Origin of the sequence: Polaromonas aquatica (genome assembly GCF_050626995.1) — a bacterium.
Lineage (GTDB): Bacteria > Pseudomonadota > Gammaproteobacteria > Burkholderiales > Burkholderiaceae_C > Polaromonas > Polaromonas aquatica_A.
In genome coordinates this window covers 2255817-2279932 of record NZ_CP192467.1, presented here as the reverse complement: position 1 = coordinate 2279932, position 24116 = coordinate 2255817, and the positions used below count along the sequence as shown (strand labels likewise).

Genomic DNA, 24116 nt, shown 5'->3' with positions numbered 1-24116 from the left:
TTCCGGAATCAATCTCACTCATGTCTCCATATTGCGGGCGCTGCGTTGGCGCCGTAGCCTCTTGACGCGGTGGATGATATCAATGCATAGTGATGTTGGAAACTTATTATTTTTATATTTACTGATACATATATTGCAATGTCAAACATTTCCACCCCCATTTCCATGCGAGCCCCTCCGGCAACCGACACCTTGTCCACTTTTCCCAGCCTGAAGGGGCGGTCAGTGTTTGTCACCGGGGGAGGAAGCGGCATAGGCGCTGCCATCGTGACAGCATTTGCGCAACAGGGTGCGCGCGTCGCTTTTATTGACGTCGCAAAGGAAGCCAGTGAAACGCTCGCCCAACAGCTGGCAGATGCAGGGCACGCCCGTCCATGGTGGCGCACTTGTGATGTGCGGGATGTGGCCGCACTGCAGTCGTCGGTTACTGACGCCGCAGGCGAACTGGGGGATTTCTCTGTGCTGGTCAACAACGTGGCCAGCGATGACCGGCACAGCCTGGAGTCCGTAACGCCTGCTTATTACGATGAGCGCATCGCCATCAACGAACGGCCCGCCTTTTTTGCGATCCAGTCGGTGGTGCCGGGCATGCAGCGGCTCGGCGCCGGCTCCATTATCAACCTGGGCTCCACCGGCTGGCAGGGCAAGGGCACCGGCTACCCCTGCTATGCCATCGCCAAGTCTTCGGTGAATGGCCTGACGCGCGGGCTCGCTAAAACACTGGGTCGCGATCGCATCCGCATCAACACCGTGTCGCCGGGCTGGGTCATGACCGAGCGGCAGATCAAGTTATGGCTGAATGCCGAAGGCGAGAAGGAGCTTGAGCGCAACCAGTGCCTGCCCGACAAGCTGCTACCTCACGACATCGCGCGTATGGTGCTGTTTCTGGCCTCCGACGACGCCGCCATGTGCACCGCGCAGGAATTCAAGGTAGACGCCGGTTGGGTTTAACAACCTCCCCCCGGGGCGCCTTCGGAGCCGTCCAAGCCTGCGCGGGCAGGCTTGGAGTCGCGGCTCTCAGCCCCTCAGGGGGGCGACACTGGCGGCCCGGCAAGGCCGTCTCCGCGGTGTCCCTGGCCTGAGCTGCGAAGATTTTTAGTCCGCTTCCAGCCTGCGGCCGTAGAGTGTGAGGCTCGCCGTCTTCAGCGCCTTCATCATCACTTTGGCGGCAGGCGAAGGGAGCCGGTCGGTGCGGGTGATGATGCCGAAGGCGTCCATGTGGCAGGGCATATCCAGCGGCAGCACCGAGACGATGCCGTGCGCCGCGTAATACCGCGCCACGTCGGCCGCGACCACAGCCACCATGTCGCTTTGCTGCAGCATGCGGGTAATAAAGAGCAATGCGGAGGACTCGACCACATTGATGGGTGGCGCGAGTCCGTCCTCCTGGAACATCAGGTCAAACCGGTGTCTCAAGACACTGCCCGCGGGCGGAACTATCCAGGCGGCCGCGACCACGTCACGCAAGGTGAGGCCCGTCACGCCCAACAGCGGGTGCCCCGGACGTGCCATGGCACATACCGGCTCCTCGACCAGGGGCTCATAGCGCAAGTTGGTCTTGTCATGCTCGGCAAAAAGGCGCGCCACAAGGATGTCGAGCCTGCCCTGTTCGAGCCGCTCAAGCAACACCGGGCTGGTTTCAATGTCCAGCGAAATGCGCAGGCTTGGGTGTTCCTGTTTGACCACTGCCACTGCGGACGGCAACAGGGCCAATCCCGGAGACGTGATTGCGCCGACGCCCACATGGCCGAAGTGCCCGGTTCTAAGTGCGGTGAGCTCGTCATGCGCCTGGTTCAGGCTGGCCAGCGCCATTCGTGCATGCCGGATCATGGTTTCGCCATACCAGGTGGGGCGCATACCGCGGGGCAAGCGTTCAAAAAGCGGCACCTCCAGCACGTCCTCCAGATCCTTGAGCAGCTTGGAAGCCGCCGGCTGGGTCATGCTGAGGACCTGTGCCGCGCGGTGAATGTTGCCTTCCTCGGCCAGCGCAACCAGCAGCAGCAGTTGCCGGGTTTTGAGCCGCGCGCGAATAAACCAGTGGTTATAGGTGCTCATCGGGTTTTCCAGAATGCGTAGAACGATATCTATTTTGTCAAAAAAACGATTGGATTGATATCTAAATCAATCTTAGACTGCAGTCCTTCTAAAGAAGAGGTTTTCTTCATGAAATTCGGCGAGCTGCAACAAAACGCCCGGCATTACATCAATGGACGCTGGGAAACCGGCACCACGACGGGCATCAGCACCAATCCTTCGGATACACGGGAGGTAGTGAGCGAATACGCACGCGCTGACCGCAACCAGACCGAACTTGCCATCCGGGCCGCTTCCGAGGCCTTGCCACACTGGAGCCATAGCACGCCACAACGCCGGGCTGATGTGCTTGACCAGATCGGCAGTGAAATCCTGGCGCGTAAAGACGAGCTGGGCATGCTGCTGGCGCGGGAAGAAGGCAAAACGCTCCCCGAAGCGGTGGGCGAAGCGGCGCGGGCTGGCCAGATATTCAAATTCTTCGCGGGCGAAGCGCTGCGTATCCCGGGAGAGACCATGGCCTCGGTGCGGCCGGGCATTCAGGTGGATGTGACACGTGAACCCGTCGGCGTGGTGGGCATCATCGCGCCCTGGAATTTCCCTCTTGCAATTCCGGCCTGGAAAATCGCACCGGCGCTGGCCTACGGCAACACCGTGATCTTCAAGCCAGCCGAGCTGGTGCCAACGTGCGGTTGGGCGCTGGCCGAAATCATCAGCCGCTGCGGGCTGCCTGCAGGCGTCTTCAACCTGGTCATGGGTAGCGGCCGGGAAGTCGGCCAGACGCTGGTCGACCATCCCTTGGTCAACGCCTTGAGTTTCACGGGTTCGGTGGCAACCGGGGAGCGCATTCTTCAGTCCACTGCTGCACGCCGGGCAAAAGTGCAGCTCGAAATGGGTGGCAAAAATCCGCTGGTGGTATTGGCCGATGCCGACCTTGACCAGGCCGTCGAATGCGCGGTGCAAGGCTCTTACTTCTCGACCGGCCAGCGTTGCACCGCCTCAAGCCGCTTGATCGTGGAGGCGCCCGTGCACGACGCATTCGTTGCCCGCCTGCGCCACCGCATCGCCGCGCTCAAGGTGGGCCACGCGCTGGAGAGGGGCGTCGAAATGGGCCCGGTGGTTGACAAGGGCCAGCTGGAACAGAACCAGTCTTATATGGACATAGGGCGTAATGAGGGAGCCGAGCATGTGTGGGGCGGCGAAGTGCTCGAACGCCCGACACCGGGACACTACATGAACCCGGCGCTTTTCCTGGCCCAGCCGGAGCACCGCATCGCCCGTGAAGAAATCTTTGGCCCCGTGGCATGCGTGCTGCGCGCCGATGACTTCGAACACGCGCTTGCCCTTGCCAATGACACGCCTTTCGGCCTGTGCGCGGGCATCTGTACAACGTCCCTCAAGCATGCGATGCATTTCAAGCGCCATGCCGAGGTGGGCATGACCATGGTAAACCTGCCAACCGCAGGCGTAGACTTTCACGTGCCGTTTGGCGGCCGCAAAGGGTCGAGCCACGGGCCGCGTGAGCAGGGTCGCTACGCTGCAGAGTTTTACACGACGGTAAAGACCGGCTATATGCTGGCCTGATCCGTCAAGATCACCCGAGAGCTTTCTGAAAATTCAATCTAACCCAAGGAGACAACATGAAGATCAATCGTCGCGCCCTCGCTGCTGCACTCGCCTGCGCCCCCTTTGCCGGCTTGCTGCCAGTTTCAGCGTGGGCACAAAAGCCCATTGTGCTGGGCTTCAGCCAGGTAGGCGCTGAAAGCGAATGGCGCACTGCCAACACCGAGTCCATCAAATCAGCCGCCAAAGAAGCCGGCATCGAACTCAAGTTCTCGGATGCCCAGCAGAAACAGGAAAACCAGATCAAGGCGATCCGCTCCTTCATCGCGCAAAAAGTGGACGTGATCGCGTTCTCACCGGTGGTCGAGTCGGGCTGGGAAACCGTCCTGCGTGAGGCCAAGGCGGCCAAGATCCCGGTGGTCCTGACCGACCGCTCCGTCAACGTGAAAGATGACACGCTGTATGTCTCCTTCATGGGTTCCGACTTTGTGGAAGAAGGCCGCAAGGCAGGCCGCTGGCTGGTCGAGAAAATGAAGGGCACCACCGGCCAGGTCAACATCGTGGAACTGCAAGGCACCGTGGGTTCCGCGCCGGCCATTGACCGCAAGAAGGGTTTTGAGGAGATCATCAAGGCCGATCCTAAGTTCAAGATCATCCGCTCGCAAACCGGCGACTTCACCCGCGCCAAGGGCAAGGAAGTGATGGAAGCCTTCCTCAAAGCCGAGGGCAAGAAGATCAACGTGCTCTACGCGCACAACGATGACATGGCCATCGGTGCGATCCAGGCCATTGAAGAGGCAGGCCTGAAGCCCGCCAAGGACATCACCATCATCTCGATCGACGCCGTCAAGGGCGCCTTTGAGGCCATGATCGCCGGCAAGCTCAACGTCTCGGTGGAATGCAGCCCCCTGCTGGGCCCGCAACTGATGGCGGCCGTGAAGGACATCAAGGCAGGCAAGCCGGTTCAGAAACGTATCGTTACCGAAGAGGGCATCTTCCCGATGGAAGTAGCCGCCAAGGAATTCCCCAAGCGTAAGTACTGATTTTCGTTCGCGACGGGGCGCCTGATACTGCAGGCGCCATTCACAACATTAGGGGAACCATTTTATGAAGCGTATTTTTCTGAAAACCTTGCTAGCCGGCCTTGTCCTGGGTACGGTCGGTGTCGCGCCGCTGGCTCATGCGCAGGACAAGGGCAGCATCGGCATCTCCATGCCAACCAAGTCCTCGGCCCGCTGGATCGCCGACGGTGACAACATGGTCAAGGTGCTCAAGGAGCGGGGTTACAAGACCGACCTTCAGTACGCCGATGACGACATCCCGAACCAGCTTGCCCAGATCGAAAACATGATCACCAAGGGCGTGAAGGTTCTGGTGATCGCGTCCATCGACGGCACCACTTTGTCCAAAGCCCTGCAAAACGCGGCAGACAAAGGCGTCAAAGTCATTGCCTACGACCGCCTGATCAAGGGGTCCAAGAATGTGGATTACTACGCCACCTTCGATAACTTCCAGGTCGGCGTGCTGCAAGCCACCTCCATCGTCGACAAGCTGGGGCTGAAGCAGGGCAAGGGTCCTTTCAACATCGAACTCTTCGGTGGCTCCCCTGACGACAACAATGCGTTTTTCTTCTATGACGGTGCCATGAGCGTGCTCAAGCCCTACATCGACAGCGGCAAGCTGGTGGTGCGCAGCAAGCAGATGGGCATGAACAAGGTGGGCACGCTTCGCTGGGACGGCGCGGTCGCCCAGGCACGCATGGACAACCTGCTCTCGGCCTACTATGGCAAGGAAAAGGTCCACGCAGTCCTGTCGCCATATGACGGCCTGTCCATCGGCATTCTGTCCTCGCTCAAAGGTGTGGGCTACTGCACAGCGCAGCAGCCCTGCCCGGTGGTGAGTGGCCAGGACGCCGAAATCCCTTCAGTGAAGTCCATCCTGAAAGGTGAGCAGTACTCCACCGTCTTCAAGGACACACGTGAGCTGGCCAAGGTAACGGCCAACATGGTGGATGCCACGCTCTCCGGCAAGCAGCCCGAAATCAATGACACCAAGACCTACAACAACGGCGTGAAGGTGGTGCCCTCTTATCTGCTCAAGCCGGTGGCTGTTGACGCATCCAACTGGAACAAGGTGCTGATAGGCAGTGGTTACTACAAAGAATCGCAGATCAAGTAACTCAGGCTAAAACCTGAACAGTCTCGTGCCGCAGGGCGCGAGACTGTCAACGTCAAAGGGGTGGCAATCACCTTTGCATCAAAGGACAGGCATTGGAAACGATTCTCGAGATGCGCGACATCCGAAAAACCTTCCCGGGGGTAGTCGCGCTGAACAAGGTCAACCTGCGCGTGCGCGCCGGTGAGATCCATGCCATCGTCGGGGAAAATGGCGCCGGAAAATCGACCTTGATGAAGGTACTCTCCGGGGTCTATCCGCACGGATCCTACAGCGGCGACATCGTTTATGAAGGCCAGGAGCGGGAGTTTCTCGGCATCCACGACAGCGAACAGCTGGGTGTCATCATCATCCACCAGGAGCTGGCGCTGGTGCCGCTGTTATCCATCGCCGAGAACATTTTCCTCGGTAACGAGACTGCGCAGCGCGGGGTAATCGATTGGATGGCCGCGCACAGCAAGACGCAAGCTCTGCTGAAAAAAGTGGGCCTCAAGGAATCACCCGCTACGCTGATTACGGACATCGGCGTGGGTAAACAGCAGTTGGTGGAAATTGCCAAGGCCTTGTCCAAACAGGTCAAGCTGCTCATTCTGGACGAGCCTACCGCCAGCCTCAATGAAGGTGACAGCCAGGCGTTGCTGGATCTGCTGCTGGAACTCAAAGGCCAGGGCATCACCTGCATCCTCATTTCGCACAAGCTCAATGAAATTTCGCGCGTGGCGGATGCCATTACCATCCTGCGCGATGGCAGTACCGTGGAAACACTGGACTGCCGCGCCGAGGCCATCAGTGAGGACCGCGTCATTCGCGGCATGGTGGGCCGTGAGATGGCCGACCGCTACCCGCCGCGCCAGCCACAAATCGGCCAGGCCGTGTTTGAGGTGCGCGACTGGAATGTCTACCACCCACTGCACACCGACAGGCAGGTGATCAAAGGCGTCAACCTGCAGGTGCGGCGCGGTGAAATCGTCGGCATTGCCGGGCTGATGGGTGCGGGTCGCACCGAGCTCGCCATGAGTATTTTTGGCCGCTCATGGGGGCGCCGCATCAGTGGACAGGTTCTGTTGAACGGCCAGCCTATCGACGTGAGCACGGTGGAAAAATCGGTTCGCCACGGCCTGGCCTATGTGACGGAAGACCGAAAGGGTAACGGACTGGTCCTGAACGAGGACATCCAGTTCAACGTCTCATTGGCCAACCTCAAGGGCATTTCAACCGCCGCCGTGATCGACAGCGGCCGGGAATACCAGGTTGCGCAAAGTTACCGCGAAAAACTCCGCATACGCTGCTCAAGCGTTGGCCAGAAAGTTCTCAACCTGTCGGGCGGAAACCAGCAGAAAGTGGTGTTGAGCAAATGGCTCTTCACCAGCCCCGAGGTGCTGATCCTCGACGAGCCCACCCGCGGCATCGATGTCGGCGCCAAATACGAAATTTATACCCTGATGGCCCAGCTTGCGGCCGAAGGGAAATGCATCATCGTCATCTCCTCGGAAATGCCCGAGCTGCTTGGCATGTCGGACCGCATCTACGTCATGAACGAAGGCAGATTTATTGCCGAGATGCCGACAGCCGAGGCCTCCCAGGAAAAGATCATGCGCGCGATCATGAAAGCAAGCTGAAATGAACAACAAACCTTCTACTGCCGCCGCGCCCCCGGCCCAAACCACCTCCGAAAGCGGCAAGTCCCCGCTCGACTACCTGAAGCACAACTTCCGCGAATTCGGCATGCTGATCACGCTGGTGGCCATCATGGCCTTCTTCCAGTACATGACCGAGGGTACGCTGATGCAGCCCCTCAACCTCACCAACCTGGTGCTGCAAAACAGCTACATCGTCATCATGGCACTGGGCATGCTGCTGGTCATTGTGGCGGGGCATATCGACCTGTCGGTAGGGTCCGTGTGTGGGTTCATTGGCGCACTGGCAGCCGTTCTGATGGTTCAGTACGACTGGCATTTCGTGCCTGCCTCACTGCTGTGCCTGGCCTGCGGCGCGTTGATCGGCGCCGCACAGGGGTGGTTCGTCGCCTTCTTCCGCATTCCCTCCTTTATCGTCACGCTGGCGGGCATGCTGGTGTTCAAGGGCCTGGCGTTGGCGCTGTTGCAGGGCCAGTCGGTGGGCCCCTTTCCCGAGTCCTTCCAGGCGCTCAGTTCCGGTTTCATGCCCGACCTGCTGAGCAGCGAAGGCCTTCGCATGACTTCGCTGCTGCTGGGCGTGGTGCTTGCCGCCGTGCTGGCAGTGGCCGGCCTGCGCGCGCGTGCCAGCCAGCTCAAACACGGCATCCAGGCCGAACCCGCCGTTTTCTTCTTTGTCAAAACCGCGTTGTTCGCCGCACTGCTGATTTATTTCAGCTACCTGCTGGCCTCATACAGGGGGCTGCCCAATGTACTGATCGTGATGGCCGTGCTGATCTTCCTGTTTCATTTCATCACGGGCCACACCACCGTCGGACGGCGCGTATACGCATTGGGCGGCAACGAAAAGGCGGCCAAGCTCTCGGGCATCAAGACCGAGCGCCTCGCCTTCTACACCTTTGTGAACATGGGCGTGCTGGCGGCGCTGGCGGGCCTGGTGTTTGCCGCGCGACTGAACACCGCCACGCCAAAGGCCGGTCTGGGCTTCGAGCTGGACGTGATCGCTGCCTGTTTCATCGGCGGAGCCTCGGCTTCGGGCGGCGTGGGCAAGGTCATGGGGGCAGTGATCGGCGCATTCGTGATGGGCGTAATGAACAACGGCATGTCCATCCTCGGCATCGGCATCGACTACCAGCAGGTTATCAAGGGTGTCGTATTGCTGGCCGCTGTGTTTGTCGATGTTTACAACAAGAACAAGGCATGAACCACCCGGCAGCTCCGAAGGCGAATACCGCGGCGTGTAACGCGGAGGCTGCCTTATGAACCCGGCCAATACTACCCCCGTGCTGGAGCTCACGGGCATTCATAAACAGTTTGCGGGTATTGCGGCGTTGCGCGATGTGCGTTTGCGCCTGTACCCCGGCGAGATCCACGCCCTGATGGGGCAAAACGGCGCGGGCAAATCCACGCTCATCAAGGTCCTGACCGGTGTACTGGAAGCCAGCGGCGGCCAGATGCAGCTGGCCGGCAAAGCAGTGTGGCCGAACTCCCCGTTGGCCGCGCAGCGCCTGGGCATCAGCACGGTTTACCAGGAAGTCAATCTTTGCCCTAACCTCTCGGTGGCCGAAAACATCTTTGCCGGCCGTTATCCGCGGCGCGGCATGTTGCAGGGGTTTCGCATCGACTGGGCTCAGGTGAACCGCCGCGCGCGGGAACTGGTGGTGCGTATCGGCCTGGACATCGACGTCACGCGCCTGCTGTCCAGCTACCCCGTTGCGGTGCAGCAGCTTGTCGCCATCGCACGCGCCATCAGCATTGAATCAAAGGTCCTGATTCTCGACGAGCCGACTTCCAGCCTCGATGACGACGAAGTACAAAAACTTTTTGAGGTATTGCGCCGCCTGCGCGATGACGGGCTCGCCATCGTTTTTGTGACCCACTTCCTGAACCAGGTTTACGCGGTGTCGGACCGCATCACGGTGCTGCGCAACGGCACCTGGGTAGGGGAGTGGCGAGCCAGCGAGCTGGGGCCGCAAGCATTGATCACAGCCATGCTGGGCCGGGAGCTGGCCGAACAGTCCGCGGCTACCGCAGTGTCCCCGGCGTTTGACGAGACCGTGCCGGCGCTTCTGCAGGCCGAAGGCCTGGGCCAGGCCGGCCAGCTTCAGCCTGTGGACCTGCGCGTTCGCTCCGGTGAGGTCGTGGGGCTGGCTGGTTTGTTGGGCGCAGGCCGTACCGAGCTGGCGCGCTTGTTGTTTGGACTGGAGGCACCGGACCGCGGTGTGCTCAGGATCGACGGCAAGGCGGTGAATTTTTCCAGCCCTGCTGATGCGATCCGGCACGGACTGGCTCTGTGCCCCGAGGAACGCAAAACCGATGGCATTGTGGCCGAACTGTCGGTCCGTGAGAACATCGCGCTGGCGCTGCAAGCCCGCATGGGCATGCGCCGTTTTCTTTCCCGGGCCGAACAAACCGCGTTGGCCGAGCGCTTTGTCCAGGCGATGGGCATCAAGACTGCGAGCGTGGACACCCCCATCGGCCTGCTGTCGGGCGGCAACCAGCAAAAAGCCATGATCGCGCGCTGGCTCGCGACCGAGCCGCGCCTGCTGATCCTGGACGAGCCTACGCGCGGCATCGACGTGGCCGCGAAGCAGGAAATCATGGAGCAGATCCTGAGCCTGGCCCAGGCGGGAATGGCCGTGGTTTTCATCTCGTCCGAAATGAGCGAGGTGGTGCGGGTAGCGCACCGCATCGTGGTGCTGCGTGACCGCCGCAAGGTGGGTGAACTGCCCGCGGGCAGCAGCGAAGACACCGTCTATGAACTGATTGCGGCCGAACATGTCTGAAGTTGAAATAAAACACCCCCGAAGCGCCGCCGGCGCCTCAGCCGCACGGTGGGCATTCCTGGCCACAGCCATGCGGCACCGCCTGGCCTGGCCACTCATCACGCTGTTCCTGCTGCTGGCCGTTAATACCGGCTTCAACCCCGGTTTTCTGCACGTCGAATGGCGTGACGGCCATTTGTACGGCAGCCTGATCGACATCCTCAACCGCGCAGCACCACTGGTGCTGGTGTCTTTGGGCATGACGATGGTGATCGCCACCCGCGGCATTGATATTTCGGTGGGCGCCGTGGTGGCCATCGCGGCCGCAGTGGCCGCCTGGATGATAGGCGGGTCCGTATCGGGAAGTGTGAGCCGTTTCCCGATGCCGCTGGCCATTCTGGCGGCGCTGGGTATTGCACTGCTGTGCGGGCTGTGGAACGGGGTGCTGGTCGCCAGGGTTGGCATGCAACCGATCATCGCCACGCTGATCCTCATGGTGGCCGGCCGCGGCATCGCGCAGCTCATCACCGGCGGACAGATCATCACCATTTACTACGCGCCGTTCTTCTTCCTCGGCAGTGGCTACCTGCTGGGACTGCCTTTCTCGCTTTTCATCGTGGCGGTGGTCTTTGCACTTCTGTACCTCGCGGTGACGCGCACAGCCCTCGGACTGTTCGTCCAGGCTGTGGGCATCAATCCGACCGCCGCGCGAGTGGCCGGTGTACAGGCCCGACGCCTGATCATCGCCGCCTATGCTTTTTGCGGCTTGTGCGCGGGCATTGCGGGCTTGCTGATCAGCTCCAACGTCAAAAGCGCCGACGGCAACAATGCGGGCCAGCTGCTGGAGCTTGACGCGATTTTGGCCGTTACGCTGGGCGGCACCGCACTTACCGGTGGGCGTTTCAGTCTGGTGGGAAGTGTGATTGGTGCGCTAATCATCCAGACGCTGACTTACGCCATCTATTCGCTGGGTGTTCCCCCTGAGATCAATCTGGTGGTCAAGGCCGTGGTCGTGTTCGTGGTGATGCTGCTGCAGTCGCCTGAATTCCGGGCCGAGATCGGTATGTGGATGCGGCGCCCCGCCGCGCGGGGGGGCCGGCCATGAACACGACTGCCGCCAAGCCCGGCGCAGAAGCCACTGTCAGGCAGGTAAAGCCTGTGGTGCCGGCGTCCCGCTTCAATCCCAAATACCTGCCACTGGCAGCCACCATATCGCTCTTCGTCGCGATGGCGACCATGGGTTCGGTGCTCTACAGCGGGTTCTTTTCCGCTCAGGTCTTTCTCAACCTGCTGGTTGACAACGCCTTTTTGATCATCATCGCTGTGGGCATGACGTTCGTCATCCTGTCGGGCGGCATTGACCTGTCCGTGGGTTCCGTGGTGGCTTTGACCACCATGGTGTCGGCCGCGCTGGTAGAGCACCACGGGTGGAGCCTGGCCGCGGTGATTCCGCTCGTGTTGCTCATGGGCACGGTTTTCGGCGCCTTCATGGGTTTTCTGATCGAGCGCTTTCGCCTGCAGCCTTTCATCGTGACGCTGGCCGGGATGTTTCTTGCGCGTGGCCTGTGCTACCTGATCAGCGTCGACTCCATCAGCATCACCAACGAGTTCTATTCCGAGCTCTCGCAGCTGCGCATTCCATTGTGGGAAGACGCCTCGCTTTCCTTGAGTGCCGTGATCGCCATCGTGGTGCTGCTGGCGGCGGTGTTCATCGCACACTGCACCTCTTTTGGCCGTGCGGTGTATGCCGTCGGCGGCAGCGAGCAGTCGGCGCTGCTGATGGGCCTGCCGGTACGCGGGACACTGATCGGGGTCTACACACTTTCGGGATTTTGCTCGGCGTTGGCAGGTGTGGTTTTCACTTTTTACATGCTCTCGGGCTATGGCCTGCACGCAACCGGCATGGAGCTTGACGCCATTGCCGCAGTCGTGATTGGCGGCACCCTGCTCAGCGGCGGCGTGGGCTATGTGGCCGGCACCCTGTTTGGGGTGCTGATGCTCGGCATCATCCAGACCCTGATTTCTTTTGACGGTACCCTCAGTTCCTGGTGGACGCGCATTGTCGTCGGCGTGTTGCTGTTTGTTTTTTGCCTGTTGCAACGGCTGCTGGCAAATCGCACACCCAAATCCTCCTGAACCCAATCGACCAGACAACCCCATGACAAACACCAAGCGAAAACTACGCTCCACCGAATGGTTCGGATCAGCCGACAAAAACGGCTTCATGTACCGCAGCTGGATGAAGAACCAGGGCATTCCCGACCATGAGTTCGATGGCCGCCCCATCATCGGCATCTGCAACACCTGGTCGGAACTCACGCCCTGCAACGCCCACTTCCGCAAGATCGCCGAACATGTGAAGCGCGGCATCTCCGAGGCAGGCGGTTTTCCGGTCGAGTTCCCGGTGTTCTCCAACGGCGAGTCCAACCTGCGGCCTACGGCCATGCTCACGCGCAACCTTGCCAGCATGGACGTGGAAGAAGCGATTCGCGGCAATCCGATTGACGCGGTGGTGTTGCTCACCGGCTGCGACAAGACCACACCGGCGCTCCTGATGGGAGCGGCGAGTTGCGACATCCCAGCCATTGTGGTGACGGGTGGCCCCATGCTCAATGGCAAGCTTGAAGGCAAGAACATTGGTTCAGGCACAGCCGTGTGGCAGCTGCACGAGTCGCTCAAAGCCGGGGAAATCCAGTTGCACCAGTTTCTGGCGGCCGAAGGCGGCATGTCGCGCTCCGCAGGCACCTGCAACACCATGGGTACGGCCTCCACCATGGCTTGCATGGCCGAAGCGCTGGGTACCTCGCTGCCGCACAATGCCGCCATCCCGGCAGTGGATGCGCGCCGTTACGTGCTGGCGCAAATGTCGGGCGCTCGGGCCGTCGAGATGGCGCGCGAGGGTCTGACGCTGTCAAAAATTCTGACACGCGAAGCGTTTGAAAATGCGATCCGCGTCAACGCCGCCATCGGTGGCTCCACCAACGCGGTGATTCATCTCAAGGCCATTGCGGGCCGCATGGGCGTGCAACTGGACCTTGAAGACTGGACGCGCATTGGCCGCAACACCCCCACCATCGTCGACCTGCAGCCTTCCGGCCGCTTCTTGATGGAAGAGTTCTACTATGCCGGCGGCCTGCCCGCCGTATTGCGCCGCCTGGGTGAAAACAGCTTGCTGCCACACCCCAATGCGCTCACCGTCAATGGTCAGTCGATCTGGGATAACGTGCGCGAGGCACCGCAATACAACGACGAGGTGATCCGGCCGCTCGACAACCCCTTGATCGCCGACGGCGGCATCTGCATCCTGCGCGGCAACCTGGCGCCGCGCGGGGCGGTTCTGAAACCTTCCGCGGCATCACCGGAGCTGCTCAAACACCGTGGCCGTGCCGTGGTGTTCGAAAACCTTGAGCACTACAAGGAGCGCATCGTCGACGAAAACCTCGACATTGACGCCAGCTGTGTCATGGTCATGAAAAACTGCGGCCCCAAAGGTTACCCCGGCATGGCCGAAGTCGGCAACATGGGCCTGCCAGCCAAGCTGCTGCGCCAGGGCGTCAAGGACATGGTGCGTATCTCGGACGCCCGCATGAGCGGCACCGCTTACGGCACCGTGGTGTTGCATGTGGCCCCTGAAGCAGCGGCAGGCGGGCCGCTGGCAGCGGTGCGCGACGGTGACTGGATCGAGCTCGACTGCGAAGGCGGCCGCCTGCACCTGGACATCAGCGATGCCGAACTGGCTGAACGCCTCGCCGCCCTGGAAAAGGCTCCGGCAGGCATGCGCGGCGGTTATCAGCGCCTGTATGTGGACCACGTTCTGCAAGCCGACGAGGGCTGCGATTTCGACTTTCTCGTCGGCTGCCGAGGCTCTGAAGTTCCCCGTCACTCCCACTGAACCAGCGATCACACCACCGGTGAACACTGAAATCTCCTTAACCTGATTCCCGCATATGACCATGTCTCACCAGCCGCGCTACCGCGGCATCTTCCCCGTTGCCCCCACCACATTCACCGAGACGGGCGAACTGGACCTTGAAAGCCAGAAACGCTGCATCGACTTCATGATCGATGCCGGCTCCGACGGTATCTGCATCCTGGCGAATTTCTCCGAGCAGTTCGTGCTTTCGGACGAAGAGCGCGAAACCCTGACGCGGACCATCCTCGAACATGTGGCCGGTCGCGTGCCCATCATCGTGACTACCACGCACTACGGCACGAAGATCTGTGCAGAGCGCAGCCGCCGCGCGCAGGACATGGGCGCCGCCATGCTGATGGTCATGCCGCCGTATCACGGCGCCACTTTTCGCGTCGGTGAGCAGCAGATTTACGAGTTTTATGCGCGGCTGTCGGATGCCGTGAACATTCCCATCATGATCCAGGATGCCCCTGCCAGCGGCACGGTGCTTTCGGCCGCCTTCCTCGCGCGCATGGCCCGCGAGATCGAGCATGTTGCCTATTTCAAGATCGAAACCGCCGGCGCGGCGTCCAAACTGCGCGAACTGATCCGTTTGGGCGGCGACGCGGTGGAAGGGCCTTGGGACGGCGAAGAAGCCATCACCCTGCTACCCGATCTGGACGCCGGGGCCACCGGTTCCATGACAGGCGGCGCTTATCCGGATGGCATCCGACCCATCATCGAAGCACATCGCACCGGCGACCATGACAAGGCCTACGCGCTTTACCAGCAGTGGCTTCCGTTGATCAATTACGAAAACCGCCAGGCCGGGCTGCTGGCGGCCAAGACGTTGATGAAGGAAGGCGGTGTCATCGCCTGCGAGGCGCCGCGCCATCCTTTTCCGGCCATGCATCCGGACACGCGCGCAGGGCTGCTGGCGACCGCCAGACGGCTGGACCCGCTGGTGCTGCGCTGGGCGCGGTAGGCAAGCCTACGCGACTTTCAACCCGGCGTTCCCGACCCGGCCTGGCGAGCCAGGTGGACCTGGTGCAGCGTGATCTTGCGCACTTCGGCCTGGCTGGTCTCGATGTGGGCGCGCAGCAGCATGGCCGCCTGGTCGCCGCGCTTGGCCTGGATTGCCTTGAGGATCTTGGCGTGTTCCTCGTAGGTCGCGTCGACGCGCGGCTGCTTGATGAAGTCGAGCCGGCGGATGATGCGGATGCGGTCTGTCACGTCGCGGTGCACGCGGGCCATTTCGGCATTGCCGGCCGCCTCTACCAGCGCGCAATGAAACGCTTCGTCCCACTGGCCGACCTGCACGTGGTCGGCGCTGCGCTGGGCTGCCGGCACCAGCCAGATGGCCGCCAGTTCATCGAGCAGCACAGTGTCGACCGCCTGGCTGCCGGCACACAGGCGCTGCACGGCCGTTGTTTCCAGCACCATGCGCAGGTCGTAGAGCTGCTCGAATTTGTCGAAATCGAACGGCAGCACGCGCCAGCCGCTGCGAAAGAGCACCTCGACAAAGCCCTCCTGCTGCAGGCGGAACAGCGCCTGGCGCACCGGCGTGCGCGAGACACCCAGGCGTTCGCTGATCTCGGTTTCGGTGAAGCGGTCGCCCGGCACCAGCTTGAACTCGGATACGTCGCGCTTGAGCTCTTCGTACACCTCGTCGGCACGCGAGCGGTAGGCGGGTTCGCCGGCAAGGCTCGCGGGATGGCTGGAGGTAATGTGCATGGCGAAACTCTAGCAGTGTTGGGTTCGGGCCGGCAGTGCCGCCAGCGCGGGCAGCAGTTCGCCGCTGGTGGCGGTCCAGCCGACGATGGCACCCTGGGCGCGCATCATCGCCACGGCCGCCGACTTGAAGGCCGGAAAATAACTTTCGGTGCAGTCTTCCAGCAGCAGGCTGTCGTAGCCGCGGTCGTTGGCTTCGCGCATGGAGGTCTGCACGCAGACCTCGGTGGTGACGCCCATGAACAGCAGATGCGTGATACCGGCCTGCTGCAGCCGTTCGTGCAGGCCGGTGGCATAGAAGGCGCCTTTGCCGGGCTTGTCGATGGCGATCTCGCCGGGCAGCGGCGCGAGCGCGGGGATGATCTGGTTTCCGGGTTCGCCGGCAATCAGGATGCGGCCCATCGCCCCAATGTCGCCGATACGCAGGGCCGGGTTGCCGCGGCCGCGCTTGGCGGGCGGGCAATCGGCCAGGTCGGCCCGGTGCGCCTCGCGGGTGTGCACCACCAGTCCGCCGGTGCGGCGCCAAGCCTCCAGCACGGCCTTGCAGGCCGGCACGATGGCTTGCAATAGCGAGACATCGTTGCCCAGCGTTTCCCCGAAGCCGCCGGGCTCGATGAAGTCGCGCTGCATGTCGATGATGATCAGCGCGGTGGACTTCAGATTGAAGCTGTAGGGAAAGGGTTGGGCCTGGGCTAGTTGCATGATGATGGTGATTCTCGGGAAGACGGGCAAGGGCTTGCGCTGACGTTCATACCGAACTCCCCGTCGAAGGTTGATGATGGCCACCACCCATATGCGAGCCCAGCACTTGCCGTTGGGCCCCCGCGGCCGCGGTTTCGAAAACGACGCGCCCCTCGCTCATCACCACGATACGGTCGGCCAGTTCAAGCAGTTCGTCCAGGTCTTCGCTGATCAGCAGTACGGCCGCGCCCTGCTGCGCCACCCCCCGCAGGCGGGTGTGGATTTCTTTCACGGCGGCGAAGTCCAGGCCGAACACCGGGTTGGCGGCGACCAGCACCCTGATCTCGCCATGCAGTTCTCGCGCCAGCACGGCACGCTGCACATTGCCACCCGACAGGCTTCGGATGGGTGCGTTCTCGCCCTGGGTCTTAATGCCGTAGCCCTTGATCCATTCGCGCGCCCGGCTGCGCCAGAGCCCGAATCGCAAGCGTCCCCCGGCGTACAGCGGCGGCCGGTCGAAGTCGCGCAGCGCCATGTTTTCGGCCACACTGAGGTCACCCACGCAGGCATTGCGCAGCGGCTCCTCGGGCAGGCTTCGCACTTTCAGGCGATGGTTCTCGCCCCGCGTGGCGGCGTAAGGCTCGCCGCCCACCCGCACCGCACCGGCAGCGCGCGCCCGCTGGCCGACCAGCGCTTCGACCAGTTCGCGCTGGCCATTGCCGGACACGCCGGCGACGCCGAGTATCTCGCCCGCAAGCACCGACAGGCTCAGGTCGTGCACCGCGAGTGTGCCGCGGTCGCCCATGACCCGCAGGCCCTGAACTTCAAGTGACGCGGTCTGCGCCGCACCCTCGACAGCCGCTTGCGCCAGCACGATGCCGGTTGCGGGCGCTTTTGATGCTGTCTCCGGGCCTTCGGGCCGGGCAGCCGCTGCATCTCCCACCATGGCCTGCGCGAGCCGCGCCGGATCGGTGGCCGGCACCGATGTGGCATGAACGGCCTTGCCGCGGCGCAAGACGGTCACGTCGTCGGCGTAGGCCATGACTTCGCGGAATTTGTGGGTAATGATGAGCACCGTGCAGTGACCGGCACGGGCGAAGTCGCGCACATGGCCCAGCACTTCGTCGGCCTCTTGCGGCGTCAGCACCGAAGTCGGCTCGTCCAGGATCAGCAGGCGCGGCTTGAGGTAAAGCTGCTTGAGCAGCTCGAGCTTCTGCTTCTCGCCGGCCGCCATGTCCAGCGGGCGCGCGTCCAGGTCCAGCCGGAAGGGCGTGCTTTGCAAAAAGGCTTCCAGCTCCGCGCGTTTTTGTGTCCAGTCGATCAGCGCAGGCGTCTTGCCGCCGGCCAGCAGCAGGTTCTCGGCAACCGTCATGCCGGGGGCCAGCGTGAAATGCTGGTAAACCATGCCGATGCCCAGCGCGCGCGCCACCACCGGGTTGGCGACCGCCTGTTCGCGGCCGTCGATCACGATGCTGCCTTCCGAAGGCCGCTGGAATCCCGCCACGCATTTGACCAGCGTGCTCTTGCCCGCGCCGTTTTCACCGAGGAGCGCATGCACCGTTCCCGGCGCCACTTTCATGCTGACGCCGTCCAGCGCCGTGAAGCTGCCGAAACGCATGCTCATACGGTAAATGTCCAGCGCCAGCGCGCCGGTGGCCGAGGGCAAGCTGCCGATGACGGCCGTGGCGCCTTTCATGGCGCTGCCAGCGCATCGAGCACCGCCTTTGACGCCGCATGCGCGCCGAACACGCCGCCCTGCATGGTGATCATCTTCAGCGCCGCCTCATGGTTGCCGCGGTCGGTGGCGGCGGTGCAGTCCGACAGCAGCAGGCACTCGAAGCCGCGGTCGTTGGCGTCACGCATGGTGGTGTGCACACAGACGTCGGTGGTGATGCCGGTGAGGATCAGGTTTTCGATGCCGCGCATTCGCAGCACCATTTCCAGGTCGGTGGCGTAAAACGAGCCCTTGCCGGGCTTGTCGATCACCACTTCGCCGGGCAGCGGCGCCAGCTCGGGAATGATTTCCCAGCCCGGCTCGCCGCGCACCAGGATGCGTCCGCAGGGGCCGTCATCGCCGATGCCCACGCCGTTCGCACCGATGCGGCGCGAACGCCAGCGCTTGTTGGCCGGCAGGTCAGACAAGTCGGGCCGGTGGCCTTCGCGCGTGTGGATCACGTGGTAGCCCGCAGCACGCATACTGGCCATCAAAGTCTTGAGCGGCTCAATCGGCGCGCGTGTCAGCGAGATGTCATAGCCCATCTTGTCCACGTAGCCGCCTTCACCGCAGAAATCGATCTGCATGTCGATGACGACGAGCGCGGTATTGCCGGGCCGGAGGTCGCCGTTGTACGGCCAAGCGTAGGGGTTGGCATTGACGAAGCGTTCCATCGGGATGCTTTCTTTGTCGGTGCTGGACTAACGAGTGGAGGAAAGTTCACCCGGGCTGCCGCTCACGGCGGTGCCGGGCCGGCAGGTGATCACCAGGATCAGCAGTGTGAGCACATAGGGAACGATGTTGAAAAGGTGGTAACCCCAGTTGATGCCGATGGATTGCAGGGCCGGGCCGATGGCGCCGGCGCCGCCGAACAACAGCGAGGCGTAGACGCAGCGCAGAGGGCTCCAGCGCGCAAAGATCACCAGCGCCACCGCGATCAGGCCCTGGCCGCTGGAGATGCCTTCGTTCCAGCTGCCGGGATAAAAAAGGGTCAGCGAAGCGCCGCCCAGGCCCGCGACCAGGCCGCCGGCGGCGGTCGCGGCAATGCGGATGGCGGACACCGGATACCCGAGGGAGCGCGCGGCGTTGGCCGAATCCCCCGCCATGCGCACCAGCAGGCCGGCGCGTGTGTTGGCAAAGGCCCACCACAGGGCCACGGCCAGCGCCAGCCCGACCGGCACCAGCGCATTGATCTGCAGCGCCGAGCGGACGGCGGCCGAGTCGCTCCAGTTGCCCAGCGCGATGGCGGGCAGTTGCGGCGCCTGCGGCTGGATCAGCGGCTTGCCCAGGTAGAAGGCCAGGCCCGTACCCAGCAGCATCAAGGCAATGCCGGTGGCAATGTCGTTGACCCCCGGCAGCGAGCAGAGGATGCCGTGCAGTGTGGCCAGCAGCGCGCCTGTGGCCGCGGCCGCCAGCACACCGATCCAGGGCGAACCCGAGAGCCAGGAGGCGCCGAAAGCCGACATGGCAGACAGCACCAGCACGCCTTCCAGCCCCAGGTTGATACGGCCGGATTTTTCGGTGATGCATTCGCCCAGGCTGACAAAGAGGAAAGGCGCGCCGACGCGCAGCGCGCCGCCGACGATGCCGGCGAAAAAGATCAGGAGCTGGTCGGCGGTCATGGCGTGTCCTCCGGCAAAAGAATCGGGCTTGGCTCTGAAGGGCCGAAACGGCTGATAAGCGCAAAAAAGGCTTTCCAGTCCACGCCGCGCAGGGCCTCGCTGGCCAGGATCAGCACAAAGGCGATGCCTTGCAGCACCAGCACCGAGGCATCGGGCAGGCCCAGGCGGCGCTGCAGCAGGCTGCCGGCCGCGCCAAAACCACCGAAGAGGATGGCCACCGGGATGATGGCCACGGGATGCTGGCGTGCGATGAAGGCCACCAGGATGCCGGCGTAGCCGTAACCCGCAATCAGGGCGGCGTTGGCATTGGTGTGCACCGCCGCGACCTCGACGGCGCCGGCCAGTCCGGCACAGGCCCCGCCCAACGCGCAGGCCAGCAAGATCAGCCTGGACGCCGGCAACCCGACGAGTTGCGCCGCGCGCGGGTTGCCGCCGACCACGCGCACCGCGAAGCCCGAGGGCGTTACCCGAAGCCACAGTCCCGCCGCCAGGCAGGCCAGCACGCCGATCACCAGCCCCCAGTGCACGTCGGAGCCGGCGATGCCGCCGATGCGCAGGCCTTCGGCCAGCGAAAAGGTCGACGGCTTATTCAGGCTGGACGGGTCGCGCAGCGGCCCTTCGACCAGGTGCTTGAACAGGCCGACAGCCACATAGGCCAACAGCAGGCTGCTGATGGTTTCGTTGATGCCCCGGTACTGCCGCAGCCAGCCGGCCAGCGCTATCCACAAGGCGCCGGCCAGCGCGGCGGCCAGGCAGACCATCACCGTGCCCACCATGTTGGCGGGCAGCGGCAGCCCTTGCGCCAGACCGGCGCAGGCCAGCCCGCCCAGCACCACCGCGCCTTCACCGCCGATGACCGTCAAACCCGCACGCGCCGGGATGGCGACACACAGGGCCGTGAGCATCAGCGGCGCGGCGCGCTGCAGCGTGTTCTGCCAGGAATACCAGTCGCCGAACGCGCCCTTGAACAGCAGCAGCCAGACTTCCAGCGGGCTGACGCCGGCGAACCAGACGAAAACCCCGAAGACCCCCAGCGCCGCGATGATGGCGCCGACCGGCAGCAGGAAATTGGCGAAGGGGTGGCGCATGAATGGCGGAAGTCTCAGGCTCGCAGGATCAGCCGCCGGCTCACACGGAGCCGATCACGCCTTCGACGAGGTAGTTCATCTTCTCGAGCTCCAGGTCAGTCTGCTTGAAGACCTTGCCGGCCGGAACAATGGTTGCGCCCTTGTTGTCCTTGAGCGGGCCCTTGAAGATGTCGAAACGGCCTGCCACCATCTGTGCCTTGACGCCGTCGGCCTGCTTTTTGGCCACATCGGTCACCGTGGGGCCGTAGGCCGACATCTTCACGTAGCCGTCTTTCAGGCCGCCGCGTATGAAGTTGGGGTGCGGCTTGCCGCTGCGCGCGGCTTCTACAAAAGTGGTGTAGGCCGTGAGCCAGTTCCACTCGGCGCCGGTCAGGTAGGCGTTGGGGGCGAGCTTTGCCTGGCTGGCGTGGTAGCCGCAGACCATCTTGCCGCGTTTGGCGGCGGTCTCCACGATGACTTTCGGGCTGTCCACATGCATGGTGAACACGTCCACGCCCTGGTCGGCCAGGCTGTTGGTGGCTTCGGCCTCCTTGACCGGCATGGACCAGTCGCCGGTGAAGATCGCGCTGGCGGTGATGCCGGGCTTGACGGAGCGTGCGCCCATGACGAAGGCATTGATATTGCGAAGCACCTGCGGGATCGGCTTGGCGGCGATGAAGCCAATCTTGTTGCTCTTGGTCATGTGGCCGGCGATCACGCCGTTCAGGAACTGGCACTCGTCGATGTAGCCGAAGTAGCTGGCCGTGTTCTTGGGATGCTTGCCTTCGGTCCACATGCCGCCGCAATGCGCGAAGCGCGCGTCGGGGAACTTGGCGGCCACGGCCAGCATGTGCGGATCGAAATAACCGAAGGAGGTCGGAAACACCAGCGAGGCGCCGTCCTGCGCGATCATGCCGGTCATGGTCTTCTGCACGGCCGCGGTCTCGGGCACGTTTTCTTCCTCCACGACTTTGATGCCCGGCATCTTCTTGAGCTCGGCCGCGGCCTGGGCCTGGGCCTGGTTGTAGCCGTAGTCGTCGCGCGGGCCGACGTAGATCACGCCTACGGTCAGGGGCTTTTGCGCAAAGGCAAACGGGCCGGTGGCCGCGGCGCCGAGCGCGGCCAGGGTCTTGATCGAATCGCGGCGGTTGGGGAAGTTGCTCATGGTCAATGCTCCAGGGTTACGAGGTCAAGGAAATGAAACTCAGGCAAGAAGGCTTACGTGGGCGGCAACCACACGCCAGCCCTCGGGCGTGCGCATCCAGGTCTGGCTCTGCCGGCCGGTTCTGGCGCTGCCCGCGCGCTGGAACTCGGCATTGGCGGTCGCCATGTCGCGGCCGTAGGTGGTGATCACGGTTTTCAGCAAGAGGCGCTCCAGGCCCTGCGCCGGCCGTCCCGCGCGGAAGGCCTGTATGTCGGCGTAGCCGTAGAGGTTTTCCGTTGCGCCGTAGCGCAAGGTGTGCGGGCTGTTCCAGAACAGTTCGTCGAGCACGTCCACTTTGTTGTTGACGAGCGCATCCTCATAGCACGCAAATACCGCCGTGACTTCGGCCAGGACGTCGGGGAGGTTGATGGCAAGGCTGGGGCTCATGGATTCACCGATGTGACGGGCCGGACGCATGCCACGCCCGCGTCGCCAAGCACCTGCGCAGCCTGGAAGGCCAGGTCTTCGCGCCAGGGCGCGGCAATGATCTGCACGCCTATCGGCATGCCGCTGGCTGCCGGCCATAGGGGTGCAGTGACCACGGGGCAGCCGGAAAAAGAAATGGGTTGTGTGAGCAGTCCCATCGCGGCGCGGCAGGGCTGGCGCACGCCATTGATGTCCAGCCATTCGGTGCCGATGACCGTGGCGCTGACCGGCGTGGCGGGCGTGAGCAATACGTCCCAGTCCTGGAACAGCGCGTTGACCTTGTCACGGTAGCTGCGGCGAAAGCGCTGCGCGCGCAGGTACCAGTCCACCGGCTGCAGCGCGCCGGCGATGAAGCGGTCCACCGAGAGCGGCTCGAAATCGTCGGCACGCGTGCGCAGGTCGCCCAGGTGCAGGCTGCCGCCTTCGCTCGCGGTGATGATGAAGGCCGCCGCGCGCGCCAGGGCGGCGGCGGGCCACTGAACTTCGGATAGCGCACCCAGCGCCCTGGCGGCGAGCGCCACCACTTCGCGCGCTTCGGGCCCGGCATTGTCGTGAAAGTATCCATCCAGCACACCGATGCGCAGGCCGGCGACGCCCTTGCCCAGAACCGGCGATACCGTCTGCACGCGCAGCGCATGGCTGCCCGGATCCAGCGGATCGGGCAGCTGCAGCGCGTCGTAGGCCAGTGCCAGCCCGCCCAGGCTGCCGGCGAGCGGCCCCAGGTGGTCGATGCTGTGCACAAAGGGATAACTGCCGCGGCGCGAGAGACGTCCAAACGTCGGCTTCAGGCCCCAGACGCCGCACAGCGACGAAGGCACGCGGATCGAACCGTTGGTGTCCGAGCCCAGGGTGACGGGCACCTGTCCGGCCGCGACCGCCGCGCCACAGCCGCCCGACGAGCCGCCGGCGATACGCGTCAGGTCGTGCGGGTTGCGGCAGGGGCCGTAATGCGTGTTTTCGGTGGTGAAGCCGTAGGCGTATTCGTCCATGTTCAGCGCCCCGACCAGAACGGCGCCAGCGGCTTTCATCTGCGAGACCAACACCGCATCGGCCGAAGCCGCGGGCAGGCCCCGGTTGATTTTCGAGCCCGCCAGTGTGGTCAGTCCCTCGATGTCGAACAGGTTCTTGACCGCATAGGGCACACCGGCCAGCGGTCCCAGGGCTTCGCCTCGCGACCGTTGCGCGTCCACGGCGTCGGCTTCGGCGCGGGCCCGGGTGCGGGTTGTTTCGGTGAAGGCATTGACCCGGCCATCCGTGCGGGCTATGCACGCCAGGCTGGCGTCCAGCAGTTCACGCGCGCTGACCTGCCCCGCCGCAACTGCTGCGGCCATGGCGGACGCATCAAACGGCATATTTTTCATGGATGCTCACGCCCACCGTTGCTGGACGGAAAGGCCGCCGGGCAGTAGATTTCGGCCGGTTCGTCGTGCGGGGCCAGCGGCGCCGCGTCCAGCAGCGCGGCCATGGCGGCGGTGCGCTGCAGATGGGCGGCCACGCGTGCCGCGCGATCCGGTGGCAGCGGCAGACCCAGCACCGCGGCGGCGCCTTCGACGTAACTTGCAATGGTTGTTTCGTCCATCATCATGTCTGCGGCTTTCTCAATGCCGTGCC

General features: G+C 63.3%; 22 protein-coding genes. 11 read left to right on the top strand and 11 right to left on the bottom strand.

Annotation, left to right across the window (positions count from 1 at the left end; translation table 11 throughout):
• Window positions 1–165: 165 nt before the first annotated feature.
• A complete protein-coding gene (locus ACQ4MS_RS10820) occupies window positions 166–951 on the top strand; it encodes an SDR family NAD(P)-dependent oxidoreductase (RefSeq protein ID WP_431094365.1) in 786 nt (261 codons plus the stop codon).
• 144 nt (window positions 952–1095) lie between these two features.
• Here the strand turns inward: ACQ4MS_RS10820 and ACQ4MS_RS10815 are convergent, their stop codons facing one another.
• Entirely contained in the window at window positions 1096–2055 is a 960-nt protein-coding gene (locus ACQ4MS_RS10815) for a LysR family transcriptional regulator (RefSeq protein WP_431099504.1), read from the bottom strand.
• A gap of 108 nt (window positions 2056–2163) precedes the next feature.
• On the opposite strand from ACQ4MS_RS10815, the gene ACQ4MS_RS10810 reads away from it, so the two are divergent.
• The 10 genes from ACQ4MS_RS10810 (at window position 2164) to ACQ4MS_RS10765 (ending at window position 15045) form a co-directional block, all read left to right on the top strand.
• Window positions 2164–3615, top strand: coding sequence for an aldehyde dehydrogenase family protein (locus tag ACQ4MS_RS10810; RefSeq protein WP_431099503.1), 1452 nt, complete (start codon window positions 2164–2166; stop codon window positions 3613–3615).
• 56 nt (window positions 3616–3671) lie between these two features.
• Window positions 3672–4637: an ABC transporter substrate-binding protein gene (locus ACQ4MS_RS10805; RefSeq protein WP_431099502.1), complete on the top strand. Its 966-nt coding sequence runs from the start codon at window positions 3672–3674 to the stop codon at window positions 4635–4637.
• 64 nt (window positions 4638–4701) lie between these two features.
• Entirely contained in the window at window positions 4702–5772 is a 1071-nt protein-coding gene (gene chvE / locus ACQ4MS_RS10800; protein WP_431099501.1) for a multiple monosaccharide ABC transporter substrate-binding protein, read from the top strand.
• Window positions 5773–5882: 110 nt separating this feature from the next.
• Window positions 5883–7388, top strand: a complete 1506-nt coding sequence (gene mmsA, locus ACQ4MS_RS10795) for a multiple monosaccharide ABC transporter ATP-binding protein (protein ID WP_431099576.1) — start codon at window positions 5883–5885, stop codon at window positions 7386–7388.
• A 1-nt stretch (window position 7389) separates the two neighbouring features.
• Window positions 7390–8607, top strand: a complete 1218-nt coding sequence (gene mmsB, locus ACQ4MS_RS10790) for a multiple monosaccharide ABC transporter permease (RefSeq protein WP_431099500.1) — start codon at window positions 7390–7392, stop codon at window positions 8605–8607.
• A 55-nt stretch (window positions 8608–8662) separates the two neighbouring features.
• Complete coding sequence (locus tag ACQ4MS_RS10785; RefSeq protein WP_431099499.1) at window positions 8663–10189, top strand: sugar ABC transporter ATP-binding protein; 1527 nt, start codon at window positions 8663–8665, stop codon at window positions 10187–10189.
• Window positions 10190–10259: 70 nt separating this feature from the next.
• Window positions 10260–11273 (top strand): ABC transporter permease, encoded by a 1014-nt coding sequence (locus tag ACQ4MS_RS10780; protein WP_431099575.1) that lies wholly within the window; start codon window positions 10260–10262, stop codon window positions 11271–11273.
• Entirely contained in the window at window positions 11270–12304 is a 1035-nt protein-coding gene (yjfF, locus tag ACQ4MS_RS10775) for a galactofuranose ABC transporter, permease protein YjfF (protein WP_431099498.1), read from the top strand. The genes ACQ4MS_RS10780 and yjfF overlap by 4 nt, the downstream gene beginning before the upstream one ends.
• A 22-nt stretch (window positions 12305–12326) precedes the next feature.
• Window positions 12327–14060, top strand: a complete 1734-nt coding sequence (locus ACQ4MS_RS10770) for an IlvD/Edd family dehydratase (RefSeq protein WP_431099497.1) — start codon at window positions 12327–12329, stop codon at window positions 14058–14060.
• A gap of 55 nt (window positions 14061–14115) precedes the next feature.
• A complete protein-coding gene (locus tag ACQ4MS_RS10765) occupies window positions 14116–15045 on the top strand; it encodes a dihydrodipicolinate synthase family protein (protein WP_431099496.1) in 930 nt (309 codons plus the stop codon).
• A 17-nt stretch (window positions 15046–15062) separates the two neighbouring features.
• On the opposite strand, the gene ACQ4MS_RS10760 is transcribed toward ACQ4MS_RS10765, so the two are convergent.
• Genes ACQ4MS_RS10760 through ACQ4MS_RS10715 form a run of 10 tightly spaced genes read right to left on the bottom strand, consistent with a single transcriptional unit; the run spans window position 15063 to window position 24087 of the window.
• Window positions 15063–15794: a GntR family transcriptional regulator gene (locus tag ACQ4MS_RS10760; protein WP_431099495.1), complete on the bottom strand. Its 732-nt coding sequence runs from the start codon at window positions 15792–15794 to the stop codon at window positions 15063–15065.
• Window positions 15795–15803: 9 nt separating this feature from the next.
• On the bottom strand, window positions 15804–16493 hold the full coding sequence (locus ACQ4MS_RS10755) for a cysteine hydrolase family protein (protein ID WP_431099494.1): 690 nt from the start codon (window positions 16491–16493) through the stop codon (window positions 15804–15806).
• 46 nt (window positions 16494–16539) lie between these two features.
• Window positions 16540–18168: an ABC transporter ATP-binding protein gene (locus tag ACQ4MS_RS10750; protein WP_431099493.1), complete on the bottom strand. Its 1629-nt coding sequence runs from the start codon at window positions 18166–18168 to the stop codon at window positions 16540–16542.
• Window positions 18165–18860, bottom strand: coding sequence for a biuret amidohydrolase (biuH, locus tag ACQ4MS_RS10745; RefSeq protein ID WP_431099492.1), 696 nt, complete (start codon window positions 18858–18860; stop codon window positions 18165–18167). The genes ACQ4MS_RS10750 and biuH overlap by 4 nt, the downstream gene beginning before the upstream one ends.
• A 27-nt stretch (window positions 18861–18887) precedes the next feature.
• Window positions 18888–19808, bottom strand: a complete 921-nt coding sequence (locus ACQ4MS_RS10740) for an ABC transporter permease (RefSeq protein WP_431099491.1) — start codon at window positions 19806–19808, stop codon at window positions 18888–18890.
• A complete protein-coding gene (locus ACQ4MS_RS10735; protein ID WP_431099490.1) occupies window positions 19805–20896 on the bottom strand; it encodes an ABC transporter permease in 1092 nt (363 codons plus the stop codon). The genes ACQ4MS_RS10740 and ACQ4MS_RS10735 overlap by 4 nt, the downstream gene beginning before the upstream one ends.
• 40 nt (window positions 20897–20936) lie before the next feature.
• Entirely contained in the window at window positions 20937–22040 is a 1104-nt protein-coding gene (locus ACQ4MS_RS10730; protein ID WP_431099489.1) for a BMP family ABC transporter substrate-binding protein, read from the bottom strand.
• Window positions 22041–22079: 39 nt separating this feature from the next.
• The gene (gene hpxZ, locus ACQ4MS_RS10725; RefSeq protein ID WP_431099488.1) at window positions 22080–22466 is read right to left on the bottom strand and encodes an oxalurate catabolism protein HpxZ; all 387 of its coding nucleotides are present in this window, start codon (window positions 22464–22466) and stop codon (window positions 22080–22082) included.
• Entirely contained in the window at window positions 22463–23866 is a 1404-nt protein-coding gene (locus tag ACQ4MS_RS10720) for an AtzE family amidohydrolase (protein WP_431099487.1), read from the bottom strand. Before ACQ4MS_RS10720 ends, hpxZ begins: the two co-directional genes overlap by 4 nt.
• Window positions 23863–24087 (bottom strand): AtzG-like protein, encoded by a 225-nt coding sequence (locus ACQ4MS_RS10715; protein ID WP_431099486.1) that lies wholly within the window; start codon window positions 24085–24087, stop codon window positions 23863–23865. Before ACQ4MS_RS10715 ends, ACQ4MS_RS10720 begins: the two co-directional genes overlap by 4 nt.
• Window positions 24088–24116: the final 29 nt, after the last annotated feature.

Bases quoted from the DNA above. Each gene is read 5' to 3' on its own strand.
- ACQ4MS_RS10820 (WP_431094365.1), top strand. From the start codon at position 166: ATGCGAGCCCCTCCGGCAACCGACACCTTGTCCACTTTTCCCAGCCTG.
- ACQ4MS_RS10815 (WP_431099504.1), bottom strand. From the start codon at position 2,055: ATGAGCACCTATAACCACTGGTTTATTCGCGCGCGGCTCAAAACCCGG.
- ACQ4MS_RS10810 (WP_431099503.1), top strand. From the start codon at position 2,164: ATGAAATTCGGCGAGCTGCAACAAAACGCCCGGCATTACATCAATGGA.
- ACQ4MS_RS10805 (WP_431099502.1), top strand. From the start codon at position 3,672: ATGAAGATCAATCGTCGCGCCCTCGCTGCTGCACTCGCCTGCGCCCCC.
- chvE (WP_431099501.1), top strand. From the start codon at position 4,702: ATGAAGCGTATTTTTCTGAAAACCTTGCTAGCCGGCCTTGTCCTGGGT.
- mmsA (WP_431099576.1), top strand. From the start codon at position 5,883: ATGCGCGACATCCGAAAAACCTTCCCGGGGGTAGTCGCGCTGAACAAG.
- mmsB (WP_431099500.1), top strand. From the start codon at position 7,390: ATGAACAACAAACCTTCTACTGCCGCCGCGCCCCCGGCCCAAACCACC.
- ACQ4MS_RS10785 (WP_431099499.1), top strand. From the start codon at position 8,663: ATGAACCCGGCCAATACTACCCCCGTGCTGGAGCTCACGGGCATTCAT.
- ACQ4MS_RS10780 (WP_431099575.1), top strand. From the start codon at position 10,260: ATGCGGCACCGCCTGGCCTGGCCACTCATCACGCTGTTCCTGCTGCTG.
- yjfF (WP_431099498.1), top strand. From the start codon at position 11,270: ATGAACACGACTGCCGCCAAGCCCGGCGCAGAAGCCACTGTCAGGCAG.
- ACQ4MS_RS10770 (WP_431099497.1), top strand. From the start codon at position 12,327: ATGACAAACACCAAGCGAAAACTACGCTCCACCGAATGGTTCGGATCA.
- ACQ4MS_RS10765 (WP_431099496.1), top strand. From the start codon at position 14,116: ATGACCATGTCTCACCAGCCGCGCTACCGCGGCATCTTCCCCGTTGCC.
- ACQ4MS_RS10760 (WP_431099495.1), bottom strand. From the start codon at position 15,794: ATGCACATTACCTCCAGCCATCCCGCGAGCCTTGCCGGCGAACCCGCC.
- ACQ4MS_RS10755 (WP_431099494.1), bottom strand. From the start codon at position 16,493: ATGCAACTAGCCCAGGCCCAACCCTTTCCCTACAGCTTCAATCTGAAG.
- ACQ4MS_RS10750 (WP_431099493.1), bottom strand. From the start codon at position 18,168: ATGAAAGGCGCCACGGCCGTCATCGGCAGCTTGCCCTCGGCCACCGGC.
- biuH (WP_431099492.1), bottom strand. From the start codon at position 18,860: ATGGAACGCTTCGTCAATGCCAACCCCTACGCTTGGCCGTACAACGGC.
- ACQ4MS_RS10740 (WP_431099491.1), bottom strand. From the start codon at position 19,808: ATGACCGCCGACCAGCTCCTGATCTTTTTCGCCGGCATCGTCGGCGGC.
- ACQ4MS_RS10735 (WP_431099490.1), bottom strand. From the start codon at position 20,896: ATGCGCCACCCCTTCGCCAATTTCCTGCTGCCGGTCGGCGCCATCATC.
- ACQ4MS_RS10730 (WP_431099489.1), bottom strand. From the start codon at position 22,040: ATGAGCAACTTCCCCAACCGCCGCGATTCGATCAAGACCCTGGCCGCG.
- hpxZ (WP_431099488.1), bottom strand. From the start codon at position 22,466: ATGAGCCCCAGCCTTGCCATCAACCTCCCCGACGTCCTGGCCGAAGTC.
- ACQ4MS_RS10720 (WP_431099487.1), bottom strand. From the start codon at position 23,866: ATGAAAAATATGCCGTTTGATGCGTCCGCCATGGCCGCAGCAGTTGCG.
- ACQ4MS_RS10715 (WP_431099486.1), bottom strand. From the start codon at position 24,087: ATGATGGACGAAACAACCATTGCAAGTTACGTCGAAGGCGCCGCCGCG.